This window comes from Accumulibacter sp., assembly GCF_029255145.1.
Lineage (GTDB): Bacteria > Pseudomonadota > Gammaproteobacteria > Burkholderiales > Rhodocyclaceae > Accumulibacter.
On record NZ_JAPUVQ010000112.1, the window covers coordinates 4,411 to 31,213 of the forward strand.

The 26,803-nt window shown below is 69.5% G+C and carries 1 protein-coding gene (cut by a window edge); it reads left to right on the top strand.

Translation table 11 applies throughout. The features are described from left to right. Positions 1–26,803, top strand: partial view of a CARDB domain-containing protein gene (locus Q1L50_RS12135; protein ID WP_300339115.1) — the 5' portion only. It continues 11,771 nt past the right edge of the window; the window shows 26,803 of its 38,574 coding nt (coding positions 1–26,803); it begins with the start codon at positions 1–3; the stop codon falls past the right edge of the window.

The window sequence follows — 26,803 nt, forward strand, 5'->3', positions numbered from 1 at the left end:
ATGCGCAAGTCTGCCGCTTCCAGCGATCATCCCGGTCAGGGCCGCAAATTCAGCCTGCGGCGACTCCTGCGACCAACGCTGCGACCCCTCTTCGCGGCTTTGCTGGCAGCCCTCAGCCGACCCCGCGACGATCGCGAGAAACCAACACGGCCGCGCACCCGAGGTGCAATTCCCGAGGCGACACTCCAGTTCGAGGCGCTCGAACCGCGCGTCCTGCTCGCGGGCGATCCTGGCTCGGCGATCCTGACGATCGCCGGCAGCATCGGCGTTCCCGGCGAGCAGGACGACTACCGGTTCACTGTCGCCGAGCCAAGCCGGATCGTCTTCGACAGCCTGAGCAATCGCAGCGACCTGCGCTGGCGACTCGACGGTGCGGCCGGCGAGGAAACCGGCCGCTCGTTCAGCGCCACCGATTATCTTGCCACCGCCTCGCCGGCTCACGAACTCGCTCCAGGCACCTACCGGCTGCGCATCGATGGCCAGCAGGACGCGCTGGGCGACTACGCGCTGCGCCTCCTGGACGCCGCTTCGGCCACCGAACTCGTCGCCGGCGCGCCGGTCAGCGCCGTTCTCGAACACGGCAACGAGACCGCGCTCTACCGCTTCCGCGCGAGCGCCGGCGACAGCTTCCACTTCAAGGCCGGACCAGTCACAGCAGCGGGGCTCGGCTGGCGGCTGATCGACCCCTTTGGCCGTCAGGAGGGCAGCACTTTCGACGCCGCGCGCGACCGCAATCGTTTCTCGGTCGAACGCAGCGGCGAATACCTGCTGCTGCTCGAAGGCGCGGTCGGCAACGCGGCACCGGCCAGCTACCAGTTCACCCTGCAAGCGATCAGCGACAGCGTCGCACCGCTGCTGCTCGGCCAGACCGCAACCGCCGACATCGATCAGCCCGGCAAGACCGCCCACTTCACTTTCGACCTGGCGGTCCCGACGCCGGTGCTTTTCGACCGCCTGACCGACGTCAGCTTCTACTGGTCGCTGCATGGGCCCGCCGGCCAACACCTTGCGCGTCGCCTGGCAAACAGCAGCACGCGCTTCGATGGCTTCGAACGACTACTGCTGCCACCGGGGAGCTATACGCTCTCGGTCGATAGCGATGGCGCGAGCACCGGCAGCTTCCCGTTCCGGCTGCTCGGCGCCGACGCGGCGCAGCCACTCGCCGCGGGCAGCACGATTGCCGGGCAACTCGATTTCGCATGTGGATCGAGCCTGTACAGGATCGCGCTCGCTGCAGGCGACAAGTTCTTTCTCGACCCGCGTTCCGTCACCGGCGGGTCGCTCGACTGGCGCCTGATCGACCCCTACGGCGTTCGCGTCGCGGCTGCCAGCTTCAGTGCCGGCGCCAACACCGCTCCTGCTCCGGCTCTCGCTCCGTTCACGGTGGCGACGACCGGTGACTACTGGCTGCTGCTCGATGGCGCGGACAGCAATCCTGCCACCGCCGAATTGAGCTACCAGTTCGCGCCGAACGTCGTTCCCGATCTGGAGCGCACGCTAAGCATCGGCGACCTGGTCACCGATCAGGTCGCGGTCGCCGGGCAGACGACGGTCTATCGCTTTGAACTGGCGAACGAGACACATCTGGCATTCGACGCGCAAAGCCATCGCGCGGACCTGCTGTGGTCTTTGTCAGGGCCGCGCGGCAACGAGGTCACGGATCGGCGTTTCGACCACAGCGACGGCGCCGCCGGATTCAGCGGCCTGACCCTGCCGGCCGGCAGCTATCGCCTCAGCGTGCGGGGCGCGGCAAGCGCCACGGGGGCCTTTGCCTTCCGGCTGCTGGACCTGGCAGCCGCTCCTGAACTGTCGCTGGGCGCGGCCGTCAGCGGTAGCCTGAGCCCCGGCACCAGCGCCATGGCGTACCGCTTCGCGGTCGCCGCCGGCGACCAGATCGCCCTGCAGAACAACACCGGCAGCGCCGGCAATTCCGCCGACCCAAGCTGGCGCCTGATCGACCGCTTCGGCCGTGAGGTCAGTGGCGCCACCGCCCTGCCCGTGCCCGGCGCCGCCCCCGGGATAGTGTCATTGAGCACCGGCGGCGCCTACACGCTACTGATCGAAGGGAACGCCGGCGCCGCGACGCCGATCAGCTACGACTTGCAGCTCAACGCCGCTGGCCACCTGACACCGGCTGGCCTGCCCGCCGGCGAAGCGCTCAGCATCGGCTCGCTGGTCGCCGGCCTGCTGCCCACCGCCGGGTCCAGCCGCACCTACCGTCTTGCGCTGGCCAGCGACAGCCAGCTGGTGTTCGACACGCAGGGCGGCGCCAGCAGCGCCGTCTGGTCGCTGCTCGGACCCCGTGGCAGCGAAGTCGATCGGCGAGCGCTGTTCAGCAGCGACGCCGCGGCCCAGAGCCCGATGCTCACCCTGCCGGCCGGCGACTACGCCCTGACGGTCGAAGGAGCCCCTCCAGCGGGCAGCGTTTCCGGCCATGGCGCCTACGCCTTCCGCCTGCTCGACGCCGCGGGATTTCCCGAAATCACCCTCGGCCAGCTGCTCACCACGACGCGTTCGCCGGCCGCTTCGACGATTGGCCATCGCCTTGCCGCCACCGCCGGCAGCACGCTGCTCCTGCAGGGCGGCGATTCATCGGGCGGTGTCTGGCGGCTGCTCGATCGCTTCGGCCGCCAGGTCTCGGTGAGTTCGGTGAATGCCGGCCAGGTCCTGGCAACGCGCTTCGACATCCCCGCCACCGGCACCTACACGCTGCTCAGCGATGGCCATTTCGGCGCCAACGGCCGCTCGAGCGTCACCTTCCTGCTCACCGAACCGGTCAAGGTCAGCGCGCCGCTGGTCTTCAACAGGCCGATCAGCGCCAGTTCGGCCGGCCCCGGCAGCGTCGCCGAGTATCGCTTCTCGCTCGCCCGGGCGACCACCGTCGTCTTCGATGCGCTGAGCGGCCCGGACTCGCGCTGGATGCTCGCCGGCCCGTTGGGCGTGGTACGTGGATGGACCTCTTTCCTTGCCGACGACGGCCAGATCCTCGGCTTGCCGGCCGGCGAGTACGTACTGACCCTGGAGACCACCAGCGTCGCAGCCGCCGACTACCGCTTCCGCGTCCTCGACGCCGCCGCCGCGGACGGCGAGGACAGCGCCGGCGCAGTCGTCGACCTGCCATCGGGGGCCACGGTCGACGAAACCATCCCTGCCGGCGAAACGCGTGTTTACCGCTTTACGGCCGAGGCCGGCGAGCGCGCCACCTTTTCCCGACTCGATGGCTACGGCGTCAACGGGAAAGTCTCGTGGCAGTTGTGGGACCCCTACGGCCACCAGCTCGTGGCGCTCGGCCCGGGGGTCACCGAGGCCGCGTTGCCGGTCAGCGGCGAGTACCTGCTGGCGGTCTTTCCGGATTTCGCCAACGCCCCGCCAGACAAGCTGGCGCGACCGATCGCCTTCACCTTCGCACTGGCGAGTTCGCGGACGCTGCCGCTGACGCTCGACCAGGACATCGTCGGCAGCATCGAGCAACCGGGAGAGTCCGTCAGCTACGGCTTCACGCTCGACGCCCCGACCTCACTGCTGGTCGACAGCGGCGCCGCCGCCAACCCCGACGATTTCTCGTGGACCCTCAGCGGCCCTCGCGGCCGCGAAGGGCCGCCACAGACCTTCGCCAGCACCCGCTCCAGCCTGCTGTCGCTGCCAGCAGGCAATTACGAGTTCGTCGTCGCCAGTCGCACACTGGCCACCGGCGACTTCGGTTTCCGGTTGCTCGACCTGGCGACCCAGCCGGCCCTGCCCTTCGAAACGCCGGTCGCGCTGACGCTCGCGCCGGCGACCCGGGCGCAAGCGTATTCGCTGGTCGTCGACGCCGACAGCGAGTTGCTGTTCGTTCCCACCGCGGCACCGGCGCGCGATGGCGACTGGCGGGTGCTCGACAGCCTTGGCAGGACGCTGGCCAGCGGCACGATGTCGCAGATCGAGGGTCCGTTCGCGCTCCCGGCCGGCCACTACAGCTTCGTCGCCGATGGCCGCCCGCTCGGCGCCGGCGGCGACACCTGCCAATTCGTCATGCGGCGCCTGCTGCTTCACGGGCAGGCGATCAGCCTGGATGGTGGCGCCACTGGAGTCACCGAAGTCGCGGGGAGTGTCGACCATCCGGGCCAGGTCCACGAATACAGCTTCTCGATCGACTCGCCGACGACGCTGGTTTTCGATGCCCTGAGCGAGCGCGACGACCTCGGCTGGGAACTTGCCGGGCCGACCGGCGTGCTCCGCCAGGAGGGCCGCTTCGGCGGTCAGGGCATCGTCGCGCCGCTGACTCTCGACGGCCCCGGAAGCTATCGCTTGCGCGTCGTTCCCGAGGTCGGAGCGACCGGCGACTTTCGCTTCCGGCTGCTCGACACCAGCCGCGCCGAAGCGCTGCCGCTGAACAGCGCGCAGGAGCTGGTGCTCAACCCCGGCAGCAGCATCCGGATTTTCCACGTGGACGGCCAGGCCGGCGAGCGCCTGGCATTCGACGTCCAGAGCCTGGTCGGTGGCACGGCGTCGCTGCAGATCTTCGCCGCCGGCGATCCGCAACAGGTCTTCAGCGCCTCGGCCAGTGCCGGTTCGCCAATCGGCACGACGCTGGCGCGCGGCGGCAGGCAGCTGCTGATGGTCGTCGGCCGGGCGAGCAGCGAAGAACCGTTGGTGCTGGGCTATTCGGCGACGCTGGCCAGTCCGCGCATCGCGACGCTGGCGGTCGGCAGCGAGGCGCAGGGCAGCACCGCGGTCAGCGGCCTTGCCGACCAATGGCAGTTCTCGCTGCACTGGCCGAGTCGCCTGCTGTTCGACGGGCTCGCCGGGACGCGGACGCGCTGGACGCTGCGCGCAGCAGACGGCGCACCGCTCGATTCGGGTTGGTGTGGCAGCAACAGGCTGCTGGCGCTCGACGCCGGCGCCTACACCCTCGAAGTGCAAGCCGATCAGGTCGAAGACCTCGGCCCCTACGCTTTCCGGCTGCTCGACTTCGCCAGCGCCGCGACGCTGCCGCTGAACCAGGAAGTCAGCGGGACATTGGCCAGCGCAACCGCGGCCAGCATCTTCCGGGTGCCAGCACCGGAACAGGGCGGCTCACTGAGCATCGATGCGGTCGCCAGCAACGGCGGGATCGGCAGCCTTGCCGTCTTCGATCCCGACGGCGTCGCTGTCGGCGACTACCTCCTGCCGGCACGCGCCGTGCCTGGCGTCGCCAGCAGCGGCGCGGCTGGCGGCGAGCGCCTGCTGGTGGTCGATGGCCTCGCCGGAGCGACGACGGCGCTGCACTATTCGCTGAACGCCCGGCAGACCGAAGCATTGCGCGCGCAGCGTGGCGACACCCTGACCGGGACGCTGGCGCACGGCGGCGATCGCGTCAGCTACCGGATCGCGGTACCTTTCAGCCAGGCCTTGCCGGCGCGGGCATGGGTGCACAATGCGGGGGCAAGCACCATTCGCTGGCGGCTGGCGCCGTCCGGCGCCGCGTCTGCCGCCCCCGGCGCAGCCCCCGGCGCAGCCCCCGCCTGGTGGCCGGACGTCGAGCAGACAGCGGACCCGGACGCCTACGACTGGCTGGTCACGGCCGGCGATTACGAGCTGACCATCGAAGCGACCGCCGACGATGCCACCTTCACGCTGCAACTGCTCGCCGGCGATAGCGCGCCCGCCCTCGCCGCGACGGGCCAGCACGGACAGCTCGCGCACGGTCGCGATGCACGGGTCTACCGCTACGATGCCGGCACCGCTGGCGGCCACCTGCTGCAGCTTGAAAGCACCGAGGAATCGAGCCTGCAATGGGCGCTGTACGATGGCGGCGGCGAGCAACTGGCTGGCGGCGATGGCGAAGAGCGCGGCACCTTCGACTTCAGCGAGCTTGCCGCCGGACCGTACCTGCTGCTGGTGTCGGGCCGCGCCGAGGCCACCGACAGCATCGACTACGACGTCGCCATGTCGCCAACGACCGTCCGCCCCGGCGATCTCGTGTCGGGACACCTGACCGCTGCCGACCCGACGCGCAGCTACGCCCTGGATCTGCCGTTCGGAACGTATCTCCAGGTCCATGACCAGGGCTCCGGCGCCAGCGTCAAGTGGCGAATCCGTCCGCTCGCGACGCCACCCGAGCTGGCCGACTGGGTCAGCCTGAACGAGCCGCAGTTCGCTGGCCACGACCGTGAAGCCGCGTACCCCTACCTCGACTTCTTCGACAGCGACCGCTACGTGTTCGAGGTGTCCTCGGCCGCCGACGCAGCCTTCAGCTTCCGCCTGCTCGATTTCGATCACGCGCCCGTGCTCGCGGCCGGCGACACCGTCCTCGCCTTCGCTCCCGGCGAACAGCTCAAGGTCTTCCGTGTCGACCCGGATCTCGCCGGAACGATACCGAGCCTCGCGATCGCCACCGATCCCGGCGAAGAAATCCGCTGGCTGTTGTTTGACGCCAACCAGTCGCTGGTCGAACAGGGGAGCCATGCCGGCGCGTCGATCACGACGCGACTCGACGACCGTCCTTACACCATCGAGTTCAAGCGGCCACCCTCGCCTGCCAGCCATTCGGCGCTGACCGCGCGCGTCGCTCTGGCCGGCACAGCGGCGCAAGCCATCCAGGTGGACGAGGTCATCGCCGTCAGCCTTGCGGAGTCGACCGGCTACGAACAGAGCTTTACCGTTTCCGTCGGCGAGCGCAGCCGCATTGCTTTCGATCTCCTCTCGGCCCTGTCGGATGTCGATTACGACCTCCTCGACGCGAATGGCTGGCGTCTGGCCAACTCTTACCTGGGAGACAGGGACAAGCCGCTGGTCGACCTGCGGCCGGGAACGTACAGCCTGAGGGTCTACTCCTGGGCGACGCCAGGCGGCGGCAATTCGTCGATCGACTTCAGCTTCCGCCTGCTGAACGCCGCACGAGCGGACCATCCCGAGTTGACCATGGGCATCCCGGCCGACGGCACGGTGGCGCCGGGCAGCAGCCTGACGCGCGTCTATCACCTGCGGGCGCGCGCTGGCGACAGCGTTTCGATTGCGGCCAGCCCGGTAGTGGGCGGCGACCCGGACGAGCTTGATCGGGCGAGCTTGTACCTCTTCGACCCCTTCGGGCAGCTCGTCGCCGGCGACCAGATTGCCAACGGTCCCTTGCCGGGGCAACTCGAAGAATCAGGAACGTACACCGTGCTCGTCGTCGGCGACCCGTCGCTCGCCGGGCCGGCAGGCTACTCGATCGCCGCGACGCTGCTTGCGCAGGAGAGCAGGCCACCGATCGCCAGCACGCCGCTGGCGATCGGTGCCGACCTCAGCGACACGCTGTCCGGGACGACCAAGGCTTATCGCCTGACCATCACCGAGCCCGGCCTGGCAGTAATCAGCGGCAGCACCGGCGCCGACCCTGGCGCCGAGCACTGGTGGGCACACTGGGTGCTGCGTGACGGCGCCGGATTCCTGACCGGCGACCAGGGCTACTGGGACGCCTTCGAGACCAGCGTCGATCCGTTGTCGCTGGCGGCGGGCGAGTACACGCTCGAAGTCTCGGTGTTCTATGGGACGGGCGGGAGCATCGCGTTTCGGGTCGACGGCAGCGGCGCCGCCATCCCGGCTGACGTCGGCGCCAGCTTTGGCGACTCCGGCGCGGTGGTCTACCGGATCGATCTCGTCGCCGGTGAGCACTATCTGCTACAGGCCGGGAGCGACAGCGCCTGGTCGGTCTACCGTCCCGATTTCACGTTTGCCCGGGCGCTTACCGGCCGGGACGTCGTGCACTTCGTGGCGTCGGTGGACGGCCCGTGGTACTTCGCTCGTGACGAGGACTACTCTGGCGCCGCGACAGTGTTCGTCGGCCAGGTGCTCAATCCGATCGGGGTCGGCGAACGCATCGAAGGCCAGCTCGCCGCGGGCGGCTCCGGCGACACCTACCACCTGACGCTGCGCGAAAGAAAGCGCCTCTACCTCGACCTGGCGCACCTCGATTCCCCGGCGCAGGTGCTGCTGTTCCGGGAAAGCGAAGCGATCGCCACCGTATCGGCTTATGCGGGAGATTCGTTTGTCGGCGACTTCATCGATCTGGCCGCCGGCGAGTACCGCGTCGAGGTCCGGCCAAACCAGTGGACGACCAGCGACACGGCGTACACACTGCGGCTGCTGGACTTCGCCCACGCGCCAGTGCTGCCCCTGAACGTCGAAGTCGCCGATAGCCTGCAGGCCAGCGAAGCCGCGATCTACCGTATTGACGGGACGGCCGGGGGCCGCATTGACTACCGGCCAACCGAACCCGGCGGACTCGAAGGCTGGTGGCAGCTGTTCGATCGCGACAGCACCTGGCTGGCGTCTGGTGATATGGCCGAGCCGGCCAGCGTCCCGACGCTGACCCCCGGCGGCGGCTATTTCGTCGTGCGCAACAACGTGCCAAAGACCGAGCCTGCGGCGACCTACCGTTTCGCCCTGCAGACGCCACAGGAGATCACGCTCGGCGAACGGGTCGACGGTCAGGCCTTTGCCGGCAGCACGCGCGCTTCGTACCGCTTTGCCACGTCGACGACGACGCGCGTCGTGCTCGACCCGGCGCGATTCGCCGGCAACGGCAGTCTCGCCTGGCGGATTTTGCGCGGTGAGCAGCCGATCGGGCAGCCGATCGTCCATGGCACGCTGACCAACGCCGGGACGCTCGCTGACGATCTGGCGATCGTCGATCTGCCGGCCGGCCGCTATCTGCTCGAGTTCGACGCTGAGCAGCCGCTCGCTCAGCCCGACGACTTCGCTTTCGCGCTGCTCGACCTGGCGCAGTCGCAGCCCCTGGAATCCGGGATGGCGGCGACCGGCCAACGGCCTGCCGGCCAGGCCGCGCTGTTTGCGCTTGTCGCCACCGCCGGCACCGATTTGACCCTCGAACAACTCTCCGGCAACGACGATCGCTGGTGGCTGGTCGGCGAGTTCGGCCAGCAAGTTGCACAAGGCGACGGCTCCGGCAGCGTCGACGCTCTGCCACGCAGCGGCAGCTACACCCTGCTCCTCGACGACGACGGCAGCGCTGCCGGCGGGGCATCGACGCCGGCGACACGGGACTACAACTTCCGCCTGTCGACCGGCGTCGCGCCGCTGCCAGCCATCGCGCCGAACAGTATCGTCAGTGGCACGCTCGACGCGCACGGCAGCCTCAGCTACCGCGTGGCGACGACAACGCCCGGCACGCTCTGGCTCGTGCCGCTGAGCGCCGGCTTCGATGCGCACGTCGAAGTGCGCGACGCGGCCGGCTGGCGGGTACACGCGGCGGACTATTTCAGCCAGGCCCAGCGGACGATCCAGCTGCCCGCGCCGGGCAGCTACACCATCGAACTGCGCGACGCCTACGGCAGACCGGAACAGCGGACGCTGAGCTTCGCGCTGGCCGACCTGAGCGCGGCGACGGGCCTGACCCCGGGAAGCGCAGGCAGCGGCACCGTGAGCGGCGGCAACGGGGTCGACGCCTATCGCTTCAGCGCCGCCGACGGCGTCAGCTTCGACTTCGACGGCAGCCCGGCGACCGCGAGTGGTCTGCGGTGGACGCTGGTCTCGCCCTACGGGAGCAAGCTGGCTGAAGGCGAGGTCCGCAGCCAGAGCGCGCCACTGCCGCTCGCCGCCGGCGACTACCTGTTGCTGATCGACGGTGGCCCAGGACACGGCACCGGTACTTACAGCTTCGTTCTGAACACCCCGCCGACCAGCGCCACAGCCGCTCCCGAGCTGCTTCGCAACACCGGGACCGGCGCGACGCTGGCGGCCGGTGGCCAGGCACGCTACGCGCTGCACCTCGAGAAAGCGGAATTGCTGGCCTTCGACAGCCTGACGAGCAGCGGCAAGCTGTGGTGGCGGCTTGATGGCCCGGCCGGCGAGATCGTCTTCTCGCAAGCGATGGCGCAGACCGCGGCCCCCGGCCCGGCCGCCACCGGCAGCGACTTCTCGGGCCGGCTGGCCGCCGGCGACTACACGCTGCTGATCAGCAACCTTGGCGGCCAGCCCGAAAGCGGTTCGTTCCGCGTTCGCGATCTGGCCGGCGCGGCACCGCTCACCGCCGGCACACCGGTGACCACCCGCCTCACGCCCGCCAACAGCACACAACTCTTCCGTTTCGACGCCCTCGCCGGCGAGCGCTATTATCTTGACGCGCTGAGCACCGTCGGCGACCTGTCGACCTCGGGGCTGGCCCGCGCCGTGCCGCAGTGGAAACTGCTCGATCCCCTCGGACGTACGGTCGTCGGCCCAGTCCCGATGGGCTCGGCGAGCGTCGCCTTCGACCACCTCGTTGCCCAGACCGGCCAGTCGATCTTCCGCCACGGCTTCCACGGCAACGATCAGGAGACAGCAACGCTGCCGATCAGCGGCGGCTACACGCTGCTGCTCGACGGTCGCGGCACGGCCGGCAGCGAGCCGGCGCTGCTCTCCTTCGAGCTGATCAAGGTGCCGCAGGCGCCACCCATCGTCATCGACGCCTTCCCGGGCCAACCGGCGCCCAACCTCGTCGTCAGCGCGCTCGCCGTGAATCCGCTCGGGGTGCTGCAAACCGGGCAAACGCTGAGCGTCGACTGGCAGATCGGGAATCGTGGCGACCGGACCGCTGCCGGCCGCTGGCACGACCGGATCATCGTCCGCAATCTCGATAGCGGCCGGGTCGTCGCCGATGTCGACGTCCCCTACGACAGCAGCGACCCGGGCAAGGGCATGATCGCTGCCGGCGACTCGCGCAGCCGCAGCTACGCGCTCACCCTGCCCGCCGATGCCGCCGCTGCCGGCCGCTTGCGCGTCTTCGTCATCACCGACGCCGGCAACGTCGTCCGCGAGAGCAGCGCCGGCGGCGCCAACGAGCGCGACAACGCGCGCTCGGTCGAGATCGATGTGATCCGCGCGCCACACAGCGACCTGCACATCGAAGGTCTCGGCTTCGACCCGGCCGCCGCCTTCGACCCCGGCGCCGAGCTCACGGTCAGCTGGCAAACCATCAACCGCGGCGACCAGGACGCCGCACCGGGTTGGCGCGAAAGCCTGGAGCTACGCAACTTGTCGACCCGCGAGCTGGTCGCCAGCAGCGTTGTGTACGACCTGCCGGAAGCGGCCCCGCTGGCCCCCGGCGATCACCGCGTGCGTAGCGTAGCGATCACCTGGCCGAGCGGCACGTCCGCCGCCGGTCGCTTCTCGCTGCGCGTCGGGCCCGGGGTCGACCCGGGCAGCGGCATGATCCGTTCGGCGGAACTGATCCACGTCGTCGGCCCCGACCTGCAGGTCCGCAATCTTGCCCTGGACCCGGGCGAAATAACGGCCGGCGGCCTGCTGAGCATCCACTGGGACGACTGGAACGACGGCGGCAGCGCGACCGCAAGCGCTTTCGACGACCGTGTCGTGGTCAGGAATCTTGATCTCGCGCAGACCCTGCTCGACACCAGCGTCACCTACGACCCACTCGCTGCAACCGGCGGCCAGAGCAATGGCCCGATCGGCGCCGGCGAGCACCGCCAGCGCAGTTTCAGCTTTCGCCTGCCTGAGGGCCTGCGCGGCAGCGGCACTATCGAGATCAGCGTCACCGCCGATCAGGATCGCGGCGGCTTCGGCACGCTCTTCGAAGCCAACTCAGAAGGCGACGCCGAGGGCAACAACCGCGCCATTGTTCACACCCTGTCGGCAAATTCCGCCTACGCCGACCTGCGCGTCGCGCTATCCGGCGTCCCCGCAACGGCGCTCGCCGGCGGCCTGCTGACCGTCGACTGGCAGGTCGCCAACCAGGGACAGGCAGACAGCGGCGCCGACTGGGACGATCAGGTCGTCGTCAGTCGCGACGCGGTGATCGGCAACGCCGACGACCTGGTCGTCGCCAGCTTCAGGCACAGCGGCGGGCTCGGCATCGGCGAGAGCTACGCCGCCAGCGGCATCGTCACGCTGCCGCTCCTCGGGCCGCGGCACTATTACCTGGGCGTACGCGCCGACGCCGGCCAGGCGGTGATCGAGCCCGACACCCGCGGCGACAATAGTGCCGTCACTGCTTTCGAATTGCTTGTTGCAGCCGCCGACCTGAGCGTGGCGCAGATCACGGCGCCGGATCACGCGATCGGCGGCGCAAGTATCGAGATCGGCTGGCTGGTCCGCAACGACGGCGAAGCGGCCAGCGACCTGGCGCTGTGGAACGACCGAATCGTTCTCTCGTCCGACGACCTTCTCGATGCTGGCGATATCGTCGTCGCCGCCACCGTCCCGCACGCCGGCGTGCTGACACCGGGCCAGGCCTATCTCGCCGGGCGCAGCGTGACGCTGCCGGCGATGCTCGCCGGCGACTACTTCGTGATCGTCGACACCGACACCGAGCGCCGGCTTGCCGAGAACGGCCGGACCGCCAACAACAGCGCGGCCAGCGCGGCGCGACTGCACATCGGCCAGGCGCCGGCAGCGGATCTGGCGGTCGCCAACGTGGTCGGACCGACGGCGCTGCAACCGGGCCAGACCGGGACCATCAGCTACACCACCAGCAACCTTGGCACCCTGGACGCCGTCAAGCCCTGGCGCGACCGCCTCTATCTCGATCAAGGCGCGGCCGGACTGCTGGAAGTGGGCAGCGTCGCCAACTCGGCGCCGCTGGCGGCGGGTGCCGCCGCAAACCGCAGCCTGACCTTCACACTGCCCGCTGCCACCGCCGAAGGCAAGTTCCGCTGGCTGGTGATCGTCGACGCCGACGACACGATTGCCGAGCCGGCAGCGGACAACAACCACGCCGCTTCGGCGGCAACGGTCAGCATCGTTCGCAGCGACCTGGGGGTGAGCAGCCTGAGCGCCGCGAACAGCGTGCAGTCCGGATCGCCGCTGCATGTCGAATGGTCCGTGCGCAATAGCGGTGCTGTCGCGCTGGGGAGCTGGAGCGACCGTGTCTTCCTGATCCGCAATGGCGTAGTGCAGCCGTTCGCCGAGGTAGCGCGCAGCGGCCCGCTGGATGCTGGCGCGAGCTATGCGGCCAGCGCCGAACTGCTGGTACCGGTCGACTTCTTCGGCGCCTACGAGGTAGCCGTCGTCACCGATGCCGACACGGCCCTCGCTGACCGCAGCCGCGGCAACAATCGCCTGGCGGCGCCGCTGACCGTCCTCCTGGCACCGTCCGTCGACCTGGTCGTCGACGAGCTGACACTGAGTCCCGCGGGTCCTCTGCAGCCTGGCGAGCTGGTCACCGCCGGCTGGCTGACCAGCAACCTGGGAACCAGGGCGCTCGAACAGACGTGGAGCGAACACCTCGAATTGCGCAATCTGGAAACCGCCAGCGTCGTAGCCACCATCGACCTGGCCGGCGGCGCTTCGCTCGCCGCCGGCGCCAGCCGCCCCGGCAGCGTCCAGTTTCTCTGGCCGCAAGGTGTCGAGGCTGCCGGGCGCTTCTCGCTGCGAGTCATCACCGACGCCGGTGCGCAGATCGCCGAAGCCAACCCCGGCGGCAGCGCCGAGACCAACAATACGGCCGAACTGTTTCGCGTCACCGGCCCGGATCTGCTGGTCAGAAATCTGCACGCCGAGGCAGCCGAGGCGGCAGGGTTGCAGGCCGGCGGCGTACTGAACATCGCCTGGGAAGACGGGAATGACGGCGGCAGTGCCGCCGACACGGCATTCATGGAAAGGATCATCGTCAGGAATCTCGAAAGCGGCCAGATCATTCTCGATACCGATCTGCGCTTCGACCCGCTGGCCGAAGTCGGCGGTTCGCCAGGCAGCGCCTTGCGCCCCGGCGAGAGCCGCCAGCGCGCCTTCAGCTTCACATTGCCCGAGGGACTCAAGGGCAGCGGCCGGATCGCGATCAGCGTCACCGCCGACCAGAGCCTGACCGGCGCCGGAGTGGTTTTCGAGACCAACGCCAGCAGCAACGCCGAGAGCAACAACGGCGCCAGCGTGCAGGTGATCTCGGCGGCCAGGGACTATCCCGACCTGCGCGTCGAGATGGCGAGCGCGCCTCAGAGCGTCGTCGGCGGCGAGTTCGCCGAGATTACCTGGCGCGTCGGAAACCACGGCACGGTCGACGCGGGCGGTAGCTGGACCGACCAACTGATCTTCAGCAAGGATCCGCTGATCGGCAACACCGACGACCTGGTGATCGGCAGCATCCGCCACCCGGGAGTCCTGCGTGTTGGCGAGAGCTACACGCAGGCGCTGTCGGTACGTATCCCGATCCGCAGCGCCGGCTATTACACGCTTGGCGTGCGTACCGACAGCGGCGCCGAGGCCGAACCCGACCCCGCCGGCGACAACCTCGGGAGTACGGGTTCCGTCAACCTGATCGCGCCGGTAGTCGACCTGGCGGTGGTCGCTGTCAGCGCACCGGACAGCGCGGGCAGCGGCGAAGAGCTGCCGATTTCCTGGGACGTGCTCAATGTCGGCAACGCGACGACCGTTCAGGCGCAGTGGAACGACCGCGTCACGCTGTCATCGGACACGACGCCGAGCAGCGACGACATCGTCCTCGCCGGGTCGCTGGTCCATGACGGCGCGCTCGGACCCGGGCAGGGCTATCGCCGGCAGGCGACGCTGAAGCTGCCGCGAGACCTCGCCGGCGACTACTTCGTTGTCGTCGAAACGAACAGCAATCGCGGTGTCGGCGAAAACGGCATGACCACCACCAACAACACCACCGCCAGCGCGGCGCCTCTTCGCGTCAACCTGACGCCGACTCCGGACCTGAGTGTCGACGACGTGCTTGGGCCCAGCGCGCTGCGACCCGGTGATCAGGCCAGCGTCAGCTATACGGTCAGCAATTCCGGCGAAGCGCCAACCGCCGGCGCCTGGCGCGATCGCATCTATCTGGAGGACGGCAGCGGCGGACTGCGCGAAGTCGCCAGCGTCTTCAACAGCGCGGCACTCGCGGCTGGCAGCAGCGTCACACGGACCGCCTCCTTCACCCTACCGGCGTCGCTGCCCGAAGGCCAATGGCGCTGGCTGGTCAGGACCGACGCCGACGACAGGCTCTACGAGCGCGGCGCCGAGGACAACAACCAGGCGCGGGCGGCCGCCCCGCTGCAACTCGCCCGTATCGACCTGTCCCTGACCACGCTCAACGCGGCGGCGATCACCGCGTCAGGCAATACGCTGCACGTCGAATGGAGCGTCCGCAACGATGGCGGCGTCGCCCTCGGCAGCTGGACCGACCAGATCTTCCTGGCACGCGCCGGCGTGACTTACAAGTTCGCCGACGTCACCCACAGCGGCCCGCTGGCGACCGGCGAGATCTATGACGCCGCTGCCGACCTCGCGATCCCGCTCGATTTTTCCGGCGACTACGAGCTGAGCGTGGTCAGCGATGGCGGTAACGCCCTCGACGACCGCGGTCGCAGCAACAATCGCGCGCTCGCCACCGTCACGGTGGATCTCTCGCCCTACGCCGACCTGGCAGTCAGCGGGCTGACCGCGCCGCAGACCGTGATCGCCGACCCGGCGACCCTGGGCGTGGCGTGGACGGTGAGCAACGTGGGAAGCGGCGCGGGCAGTTCGAGCAGCTGGACCGACCGCGTGCTGCTCTCGCGCGACGACATTCCGGGCAATGCCGACGACCAGGTCATCGGCGAGTTCCGCCACGACGGCGCGCTGGCCGTCGGCGAAGCGTACAGCCGCGCCGAGCAAATCGTCCTCGCGGCGAGGAGCAGCGGCCGCTTCCAGTTGTTCGTCGTCAGCGACGCGCGCGGCGAAGTCTTCGAGAACCACGCGGAGACCAACAACGTCGGGCGCGTCGCGCACGCCGTCGACGTGATGCCCGTCGCCTACGCCGACCTGCAGGTCGCTTCGCTGACCACCGAAGGCGTCGCCGCCAGTGGCCAGCCGCTGGCGCTGACCTGGGAAGTGGTCAATCAGGGAATCGGCAGCACCGACACTGGCGAGTGGTCGGATCAGGTCTGGCTCAGCCGCAACGCCGACGGCAGCGACATCGTCGCGCAGTTCGGTTCGGCCCGCCACATCGGCCAGCTGGCGGTCGGCGACCGCTACAGTCGGCGCATCGAAGTGACGCTGCCGGTGGGGATCAGCGGCCCCCACTACCTCAACGTCCGTACCGGCGGCCCCTTCGAGTTCGTCTTTACCAACAACAACTCCCGCAGCTCGCTGGCTCTGCCGGTACAACTCTCGCCTTCGCCGGACCTGCGCGTCGACAGCATTAGCGCGCCGGCCAGCGCGCACGAAGGGGCGCTGGTCGACGTCTCGTGGACCGTCGTCAATCAGGGCGACGCCGACGCCGCCGGGAGTTGGGTCGACAGCGTCTGGCTGCTGCCGGCGAGCGGCAGCACCGCACCGGTCGTCCTCGGCCACTTCGTCAGCGAGCGCAGCCTGGCGGCGGGAATCCACTACACGCGCACCGAGCAGCTGCGCCTGCCGCAGAAGATCGAAGGGCTGTATCGCCTCAAGGTGATCACCAACGCCAATCTCGGCAACAGTCCTGCCAACACGGCGGGCAGCATCGGCGAGCAGATCTACGAGCACGGCGCGGCAGGCCAGAACAACGCGCTGGTGGCCGCCGAAACGACCGCCATCGGCCTCAACGACCGACCCGACCTGCGCGTGGTCAGCGCCATCGTCCCCGAACACGTCACCGCCGGGACCGCCACCGCCATCCGCTACACGATCAGCAACCTCGGCACGGCGGTTGCCAGCGGCCGCTGGACCGACAAGGTCTACCTCTCGCTCGACGCCACGCCGAGCGCCGACGACCGGCTGCTTGGCACTGTGGCCAACGCCGGCGCACTGGCGCCCGGCGAAAGCTACGCCAGCGAAAGCGCACCCTTCGCGATCCCGATCCGGATGCGAGGCGACGCTTACCTGATCGTCGTCGCCGACGGCAATCTCCAGGTCGACGAGTATCCGAACGAAGCCAACAACGTCCGGGCGACGCACCTCACGGTCGACCCGGTAGCCTTCGCCGACCTGGTCACCAGCGACGTCGTCGCCCCGGACCAGGGCGTGCACGGCGCCAGCATCGACGTCCGCTATCAGGTCACCAACCACGGCAGCCAGACGACACGTGGCGAATCGGCGGCGCTCAACAGCTGGACCGACACCATCTGGCTGGCCCGCGACCAGCGGCGACCGGGCGCTTACAAGGGCGATGTCCTGCTCGGCTCGTTTACCCATCTCGGTCATCTCGCCGTCGGCGACAGCTACCTCGGCAATGTCCACGTCACGCTGCCCGACGCGCTGCGCTCGGGCGAGTATTTCGTCACCGTCTGGAGCGACACCTACGATGTCATCCTCGAAGACACGCTGGCGACGCAGATCAATCCGGCCGACCCCAGCCAAGTCGACAACAACAACTACCTGGCGCGACCGATCAGCGTTCTCGGGATCACTCCGCCCGACCTGCTGGTCAGCGAGGTCGTCGCGCCGGAAGCCGCAGCGGCTGGCGACAATTACAGCTTCAGCTACAGCGTCCAGAACCGCGGCGACGCCTTCCACGGGAGCTGGACCGATTCGGTTTATCTGACCGACAACGCCGACTGGAACGCTGCCCGCGAGGTCTGGCACCTCGCCGACTTTCGCCAGACCCGCGCCCTCGGTTTCGGCGAGGGCTACACCGTCAGCCAGACGCTGCTGCTCGCGCCGTCGGTCACCGGCCGCTACCTGATCGTCCGCAGCGACAGCGACGCGCGCGTTGGCGAGTCGGACGAAAGCAACAACGCCCGGGCCAAGGCCTCGCTGGTCAGCGCCCAGGCCGCCGACCTGCGGGTCACCGACATCCAGACCGAGCCGAGCAATTTCTCGGGCGAGGAAACGACCGTCAGCTGGACGGTCCACAACTTCGGCGCCGCGGTCTGGGTGGGAACGCGCAACTGGGTCGACAGCGTCTACCTCAGCCGCGACCCGACCTTCATCGCCGAGCGGGCGACCGCGCTCGGCAGCTTGGTGCACGCCAATATCGGTGGTCTCGCCGCCAACGCCAGTTATACCAGTTCGGCGAAACTGCGCTTGCCCGCCGGAGCCGATGGTCCGTATTACATTTACGTGATCACCGACGCCGAAAGCGCAACTGACAACGGGGATCCGGGAACGCGCCGCGCCCGATCGGAGTTGTGGCCGAGCGGCGACCTGGCCGGCGCCAGCGCCTGGTACGCCGGCGCCAACCAGCAGCCGGGCAGCGTCTTTGAAGGCCCCCGAAACGACAACAACCTCGGTCGCGCGGCGCTGGCGATCAGTTATCGCGAACCCGATCTGCAAGTCGACCAGATCGTTCTCTCCGAACCCCAGGCCTTGTCGGGACGGCCGCTGACGATCACCTGGAGCGTAAGCAATCGCGGCGGACGCGAAACGCGCACCAGCAACTGGCTCGACGGCGTCTACCTCTCGCGCGACGCTTCGCTCGATTACAGCGACCATGCGCTCAAGACCCATGTCGTCCAACTGCAGGACAACAGCCAGCCAAAAACGCTCAAACCCGGCGAATCGTATACCGCGTCGGCGAGCGTGACACTTCCCGAATCGATCAGCGGCGACTTCCACGTCCTGGTCAAGACCGACACCGCCGTCTTGCGCAACCCGTCGCCCGGCGAACGCAGCAGCATCCGCGAGGGACTGGCGACGCTGGCGCGTTATGGCGACCTCGCCGGGGCGGTCAGGGAATTCGCCGACGAAGGCAACAACCTCTCCTCGGCGCCGCTGGCGATCAGCCTGGCGACGCCGCCCGACCTGCAGGTCGTCGAGGTGACCGCGCCCGACTCCGTGCTGGCCGGGCAGGAGTTCAAGATCAGCTATCGCGTCGTCAATGCCGGCGGCGATACACCCGCTGACCAGGGTCGCTGGTACGACCTGGCCTACCTGTCCCGCGACCGCTTCCTGGACCTCAAACAGGACCGCTATCTCGGCTACCTTGAACACTCCGGTGGCCTCGGCTCTGGCGGCAGCTACGACGCCAGCCTGCGCGTCAGCGCCCCACAGCAACTCGCTGGCCCCTACTACATCTTCGTCGTCAGCGACCCGGCGCGCGCCTGGGGCGGCGGCGAATACGGCAAGGTGCGCGAATTCGGCCACGAGCAGAACAACGCCGCGGCCGCGGCGCAGCCGCTGCTGATCGAGATTCCACCGCCGGCCGACCTGGTCGTCAGTCACGTCGTCGTGCCGGCCAGCGCCGGCGTCGGCGACCCGATTCGCATCGACTACACGATCACCAACGCTTCCAGCAACCCGGCCCGCGGACGCTGGACCGACGCCGTCTATCTCTCCGCCGACAACGAATGGGACCTCGGCGACCTGCTGCTCGGCAAGGTCGATCATTCGGGCGGCGCCGGCGGCCTCGCTGCCAACGGCAGCTACGACGGCACTCTCAACGCATCGCTGCCACCGCTCAAGGACGGCAACTGGCGGGTGATCGTCCGCCCGGACCTGTACGACGAAGTCGTCGAAGGTACCATCAGCTACTCGGCGGCGGGGCCCGGCCTGCCGCCTGGCGAGGCCAACAACCGCACGGCTTCAGGTGCGACGCTGCAGGTCAGCGTCCCCGAGATACACGTCGGGGCACCACTGAGCACGACCATGAGCCCGGGTCAGGCGCGGCTCTACAGAGTCGCTGTCGCCGCCGGTGAAACGCTGCGCCTTGGTCTCGACGCGGCTGCCGACGAAGGCAACAATGAACTGTATCTGCGTTACGGCGAGGTCCCCAGCGGCTACGCCTTCGATGCCGCTTACGACCGGCCGCTGTCGGCCGATCAGGAGGTCTGGCTGCCGAGCACGCAGGCCGGCGACTACTATCTCCTCGTTCGTTCGCGGCAAGGCGTTGCCAGTTCGCCGGTGACGCTGCGCGCCGACCTGCTGCCGCTGTCGATCACCCGCATCAGCCCGGACCACGGTGGCAGCGGCGACGATGAACACCGCTGGGTCAGCTTCGACATCCACGGCGCGCACTTCAAGCCCGGCGCGCTGGTCAAGCTGACGCGCCCGGGCGTCTACGAGGCCGAGCCCGATCGCTGGCAGGTACTCGACGCGACACACATTCGTGCGGTTTTCGACCTGCGCCGCGCGCCGCTCGGTCTCTACGACCTGACGGTGATCAATCCCGACGGCCAGCGGGTCACCGAAGCGCAGCGCCTTCTCGTCGAGCGCGGAATCGAAGCCGACGTGACCATCGGCATCGGCGGCCCGCGCAGCCTCGCTCCCGGCGAGAACGGACTGTACAGCGTCTCGCTGCAAAGCCTGAGCAACGTCGACACCCCCTACGTGCGTTTCGACTTCGGCGTTCCCGAAATGGGTTACAGCGACGAGGTGCTCAACGGCATCTCCCTGCCCTACCTGGCCGTCGGCAGCGGCGTCGGCGGTCGCCCCGATGGCGCGACGGTCGACGCCGCCGGCAACACGCAAGGCTACGGCCCGACGCCGACCACCGGCACCAGCCGCCCGGACATCCCCTGGGCCAGTCTCGACAGCGTGCTGAACCGCGACGGCGTGAACCTGGTGCCGGGCTACGCGCTCGACCTTGCGGCCGGTGGCTACGCCGGTATGAGCTTCAACGTCCAGACCTACCCGGGGCTGGCCGAATGGCTGGCCTGGGATTTCGAGGGCTTGCGCGACAGGCTCTACGCGCTGCGCCCCGAATGGCAGCAACAGGGATTGCTCGACGGCGGCGTCGAGGACCTCGACCGGATCGCCAGCGGGCTGGCGAAGAAGTTCCAGTCGAGGGTGCCGGAAGTGCACCTGCTGGACATCGAGTCACTGGCGATGCCTTTCCGCTTCAACCTCGCCGGCGCGGCGACGCCGCTGACGCGCGACGAATTCATCGCCGAACAGGTCGAACACGCGGCCCGGTTACGTACCGCCATCCTCGCCGACACGGCGGCGCCGGCCAGCCTGGCGGCGCTTGCCGCCGACCTCGGGCAGTGGGTCGCCGGCTGGCTGGGCGCGCTCGAATCGGCCGGCTTGCTGCGCCCGCTCGACCAGGCACCGCCGATCCGCGCCGGCACCAGGGTCGTCAGCCTGACCAGCACGCTGGCCACCGGCATCCTGCTTGCGCGCGGCGGCGAGAGCTATCGCACGCAGGGCGACCTGCTCGGCTTCTTTGCCACCGTCCAGCAGTGGTACGGCGAGACCGCCAGACGCTCTGGCGACCCGCAGGCGGCGATGGCGCCGGTCGACTACCTCGAAATACGGCAAGCGCTTGCCGGCAGCGTCGAAATCCCGGTACCGGCGATGGCCGAGCGCGCCGATTACGACCGGCACGCGACGCAGGCAACGCACTTCATCAATTTCAACGTCTTCGCCGGCAGCCGCAGCGAGCTCGAATACCTGCGCCACATCGGCGTCCTCGACGCCGACTTCAATCCCGTTCCAGGTCAGGCGCTCGACCTGACGCGCTACCTGCAGCAGGCCGCCAGCGAATCGACGGCGTCAGCGGCGCTGCTCAGCGTGCGCGGCCCGCAAGCGGGGCTCGGCACCGACGGCAACTCCTACGTTCCGGCGGCAACACCGCTGCCTTACACGGTCAACTTCAGCAACCCCGGCGAAACGCCGGCGGGACAGCTGCGTCTGGTGACGCAACTCGACGCCGGTCTCGATGCGCGCTCGTTCCGGCTTGGCGACCTCAAGGTCGGCGAGATCAACGTCCATCTCCCGGCCGGCCGCGGCAGCTTCCAGGGCGACTTCGACTTCAGCGGCAGCAAGGGCTTCGTCCTGCGCGTCAGCGCCGGCATCGACGTCTCCAGCGCCACCGCTACCTGGCTGCTGCAAGCGATCGATCCGCAGACCGGCGAAGTGCTGCGCGACGCGACGCGCGGCCTGCTCGCCAGCTCGCCGGGTACCTCAGCCGGCAGCCCGGCCAGCGCCGGGCAGCGGAGCGGCTCGCTCGCGTACACCGTCAGCGCCCGCGACGACATCGTTTCGGGCGTCGATATGGTGGCGAGCGCGCGGCTGTTCATCGACCAGGCGCCGCCGATCGACAGCGACAGCGCCGTCGTCAGGCTCGACGCCCGCGCCCCGCGAACGACCCTGACGGTCGCCGCGCTTGGCGAGAACGCCGAGGGCGCGCCGGCCTTCGACCTTCGCTGGCACGCCGACGAGCACGAGGGTGCTGGCAGCGGCGTCAAGTCGGTGACGATCTACGTCGCCGAAGACGGCGGCGACTTCCGCATCTGGCAGCGCCAGGTCGACCCGGCGGTCGGTCAGGCGATCTTCACCGGCGCGCCCGCAAGCGGCGGCGGCGGCGGTGGCAAGCGCTACGAGTTCCTCGCCGTCGCCACCGACCGTGCCGGCAACCGCGAAGCCGCTTCGCTGGCCAACGCCATCGTCCCCGACGACGGCGCGCGCCAGGAGATCCTTGACGCCCTCGGGGTCAACGAGTCGCTGCTGCCGACCGCCGAGGTGCCGCAGGCGACCGCCGACCGCAGCTATCCGGCCAACGCGCTGTTTGCCGACGCTTCGCGGCAGCTTCCCGGACAGGTCGCCAGCACGCAGCTCGCCGACCTGCGTTCGGTGCTCGCGCCGTTCACGCTGCGCGCCTTCACCCAGGGCTACGCCGCCAGCGACGCCGACATCGGCGCGCAGGCACTGGTCGAGATGCCCGACCACAGTTTCCTGTTCAGCGCCGGCGCCGAACGCAACCAGGTCTTCCAGGTCGGCAAGAATGGCAACGAGTCAGGCGACATCCGCGGCAACACCCGGACAACGCCTTTGTTTGCGGTTGACGCGCCGATTGTCGACCTGGCGGTCGATCGCCTGGGCCAGCTGTGGGTGCTGACCGGCGCCGAACTGCTGCTGGTCGACGCGGCCAGCGGCCAGGTGATCGAACGTCAGCGGGGCCCGGGCGGCGACCCCCTGACGCACGCGCTGGCGATCGACCCGGTCAGCGGCGAGATCTACGTATCGTCGGGCAAGGGAATCGAAGTCTTCAATCCCGCCGCCGACGTTCCGACCCGCGCCTGGCGGCACTTCAGCAGCCAGCGCGTCGGCGACCTCGCCTTCGCTCCGGACGGCCGCCTGTGGGGTGTCAAGTGGACCGGCAGCGAGATCGTCGGCGAACAGCTACAGGCCAGCGGCGAGATCATCAGCTTCCCGCTCGCCGGCCGCTCCGCCGGCCGTGCGGAACTCGAATTCCGCCTCGCCGGCGAGATCGACAGCATCGCTTTCGGCGCCAGCGCAACGCCGCTCGAAGGCCTGCTGATCGCGTCGAGCACGCCGCGCCAGCGCGCGGTCCTCGACGGCGCCGCAGCCACGCCGCACCAGTCGCCACTGTGGATGATCGAACTGGCCAGCCGGCAGGTGCTCCAGGTAGCCGGCGGCGGCACCCGCGGCGAGAGCGTCGTCGCTACCGCCGATGGCCGCATCCTGCTCGCCCAGACGACGCGCATCGACGAGATCGCGCCGCGTAGCGCGCCGCTGGTCAAGGCGATCACCATCCCGGATGGCGCGCTGCTGCCGCTGCCGATCGACCGGATCGGCGTCGTCTTCGATCAGGCGATGTGGCTGGGCGCCGACGGCACGGTGGATTCCGACCCACGCAGCGTACTCGACCCGGCCAACTTCACGCTCACCTTGGTCGGCGCCAACGCCGGTGCGCAGCGCAGCCCGCAGACCATCCGCTGGGACGCGGCAACACGCACCGCCTGGCTCGAAGTCGGCGGCCTGGCCGCCGGCCGCTACGACCTGACGATCGCCGGCGGCGTGCAAAGCGCGACCGAAACACCGCTGGGCGACAGTTATTCGAGCCGCTTCACCGCGCTGGTCGACCTGAGCAGCGCGCTGCAACTGAGCTTCGCCGACACCCGCGCCAACCGCGCCACCGGCGAGCTCAGCTACGACGTCAGCGTGACCAATGTCGGCAGCGAAGCGATCCACGGGCCGCTGCTCCTGCTGCTCGACCCCGGCCGCGACTTCGTCGACGCCATTGCCAACGCGCAGCACGGCGAAGCGGCGCAGGCCGGACTGTGGACCATCGACCTCGGCGCCGCGCTGCAGGCCCTCGGCGGCAAGCTGGCCGCCGGCGCGACGATCGCCGGCCAGACCGTCAGACTGACGCCGGCCAGCGAACTGGCGTTGCACGCCGGTCTCGCCGACCTGTTGAAGGCCAGCCTCGGCCATGGCGTGTACGCGCTCCCGCTCGACAACCTGCCGCCGACCCTGGGCGTCGCCGGACTGCTCGACGGCGAAGTGCTGCCGCCAGCGACCGCCGGCCAGGCGTGGAGCGCGGAGATCGAGGCGATCGACGCCGACGGCGAACGCTTCTGGTGGCAAGTCGTCGCGGCGCCGGCCGGCGTGACGCTGACCCCGGCGCCGACAATCGCTTCGGCGGCCGACGGCCAACACGCACTGGCGACGCTGCACTGGACGCCGTTGGCCAGCGGCGACGACAGCGCCGACGCCGACACGCGCATCGTCGTGCGCGTTCACGACAGCCGCGGTGGCGCCGCCTTGCACAGCTTCCGCGTGCCGGTGATCGGTGGCAACCACGCGCCGCTCATCGACGGTGCTGTCGACCGCGGCCTCGCCGAAGGCGAAACGCTCGCGATGCCGCTGCTCGCCACCGATGCCGACGGCGACCGGCTGACGCTGGCGATCCGCAAGCTGCCCGCCGGCGCCAGTTTCGACGCCGCCAGCGGCGTCCTGAGCTGGACGCCGGGCTACGACCAGGCCGGCGTTTGGGATGGCATCACGGTCGTCGCCAGCGACGGCAAGACCACCTCCAGCCGGTCGTTCACGATCACCGTCGACCACGGCCACCCGCGACCGACGCTGGCTGCCGTCGCCCCGCAGAACCTGCGCGAAGGCGACGCCTGGGCACTGCAGCTCGCCGCCGGCCTACCCGGCATCACCGCCGGCAGCGCGCAGCCCGACGGCAGCACGCTCAGCCTCGAATACGGCGCGCGCTGGCTGCCCGCTGGCGCGACGCTCGACCCGCAGAGCGGCTGGCTGGCCTGGACACCGGGTTTCGACCAGCACGGCAGCTACCGCGTGCCGCTCACGCTCGTCGCCACCTGGACCACCCTCGCCGGCGAAACGAGCCAGACCAGCGTCAGCCGCGAGATCGTCCTCGAAGTCGCCAACGCCAACGGCGCGCCGCTCTTCGACGCCGCCGAGACCTGGCGGGTGCTCGAAGGCCAGCCGCTGCGGATTGGCGTCTTCGCCTTCGATCCCGACAACCCGGCGTTCGCAGCCCGCATCCGCCCGCGGCCGGGCGCCGAGGCGATCGGACCGGAAAGCAGCGCGCCGACCGTCAGCTACCAGCTCAACGGCCTGCCGGCAGGCGCCAGCTTCGACGCCGAGACGATGGAGGTGGTGTGGACGCCCGATTACACGCAGGCCGGCAGCTACAGCGTGGTAGTCACCGCCACCGACGATGGCGACGGCAGCGGCCCCCCCGCGGTCAGCCAATTGCTGCTGCCGATCGTGGTCAACAACGCCAACCGCGCGCCGCGGATCGGCGACCTCGGCAACGCCTTCGTCGACGCCGGCGGGGTCATCGAAATCCCGTTCAGCGTCGGCGACGTTGACGGCAATTCGGTCGCGCTGACGATCAGCGGCTTGCCGCGCTTCGCGAGCTACACGCAGGCGCCGGCGTCTGGCCCCGGCCAGATCGACGGCAGCATCCGCTTCGCGCCCGGCGCGGGCGATCGCGGCGATTATCCGATCACCATTACCGCCAGCGACGACGGCGACGGTGATGCCACGCAGGTGCTCGGCGCCGCGCGGTCCTTCGTGCTCACCGTGCGCAGCCTCAGCGAAGCGCCGGTGATCGCCGCGCCGCGCCAGGTCGTCGCGCTGGTCGGCCAGCCGCTGTGGGTGGCGGTGATCGCCAGCGATCTCGATCAGGACCCGCTGGACTGGACCACCAGCGGCCTGCCGCTCGGCGCCGAGTTGATCCCGGGAACGCAGTACGGGCACGCCACGCTGCGCTGGACGCCGACCGCCGACGACCTCGGCAGCCGCGATGTCGAACTGATCGTCACCGACAGCGGCCTGCCGCCGCAGGGCGCCGGCTTCAGCAATCCCGAACAGCCGCTGCCCAACGAGACGCGGCACACACTGCGCATCGTCGTTCGCGCCGACAACGCCGCTCCGGAAGTGCTCGGCGTCCTGGTCAACGGCCAGCCAGTCGCCACCGCCGCCGGCGGCGGCGCCTTGCGCATCGCCGCCAGCGAAGGCGATCCGCTCGAATTCGAGGTCTTCGCGCACGACAGCGACGCCGACCTGCTCGACTGGCGAGTCGCCGGCCTGCCGCGCGGCATGCTGTTCACCGCCGATGGCAATCGCGCCGTTCTGACCTGGACGCCCGACGCATTCGCCGCCCAGGACGGCAACGACCCGAGCCAGACACCCGGACTGTGGCGGCTGACGCTCACCGCCAGTGACGGCATGGCCGAGTTCAGCCGGCTGGTCGAGATCACCGTGGCCAACGTCAACCAGGCGCCGCGTATCCTGCCGATGCCGCTGCAGCTGATCGACGAAGGCGAAACGCTGGCCTTCACGCTCGTCGCCGCCGACCCCGACCGCGACGCCGTGCAACTAAGCCTGGTCCATGACCAGAACACCCCGGCCGGCGTCTCTTTCAACGCTGCCAGCGGCCGCTTCGAGTGGACGCCGGACCAGAGCGTCGTCGACAACCGCAGCGCCGACGACCAGCCGTACGGTTTCACCTTCCGCGCCACCGACGGGCACCCCGGCGCCAACGTGCCGGCGACGCTGACCGTGCAGGCGCGGGTGTTCGACGTCAACCGCCGACCCCGGATCAGCGCCAGCAACCACGCGGTCGTCATCGGCGACAGCCTGAGCATCCCGGTGGTCTTCGGCGGCGCGAGCAATGGCATCGCTGTTTCGGACCCCGACGGGGCAAGCCAGACCGCCGCGCTCGCCATCAGCTTCAGCGGCCTGCCCGCGGGCGCCAGCTACGACGCGCAGCAGCAGCGCCTCGACTGGACCC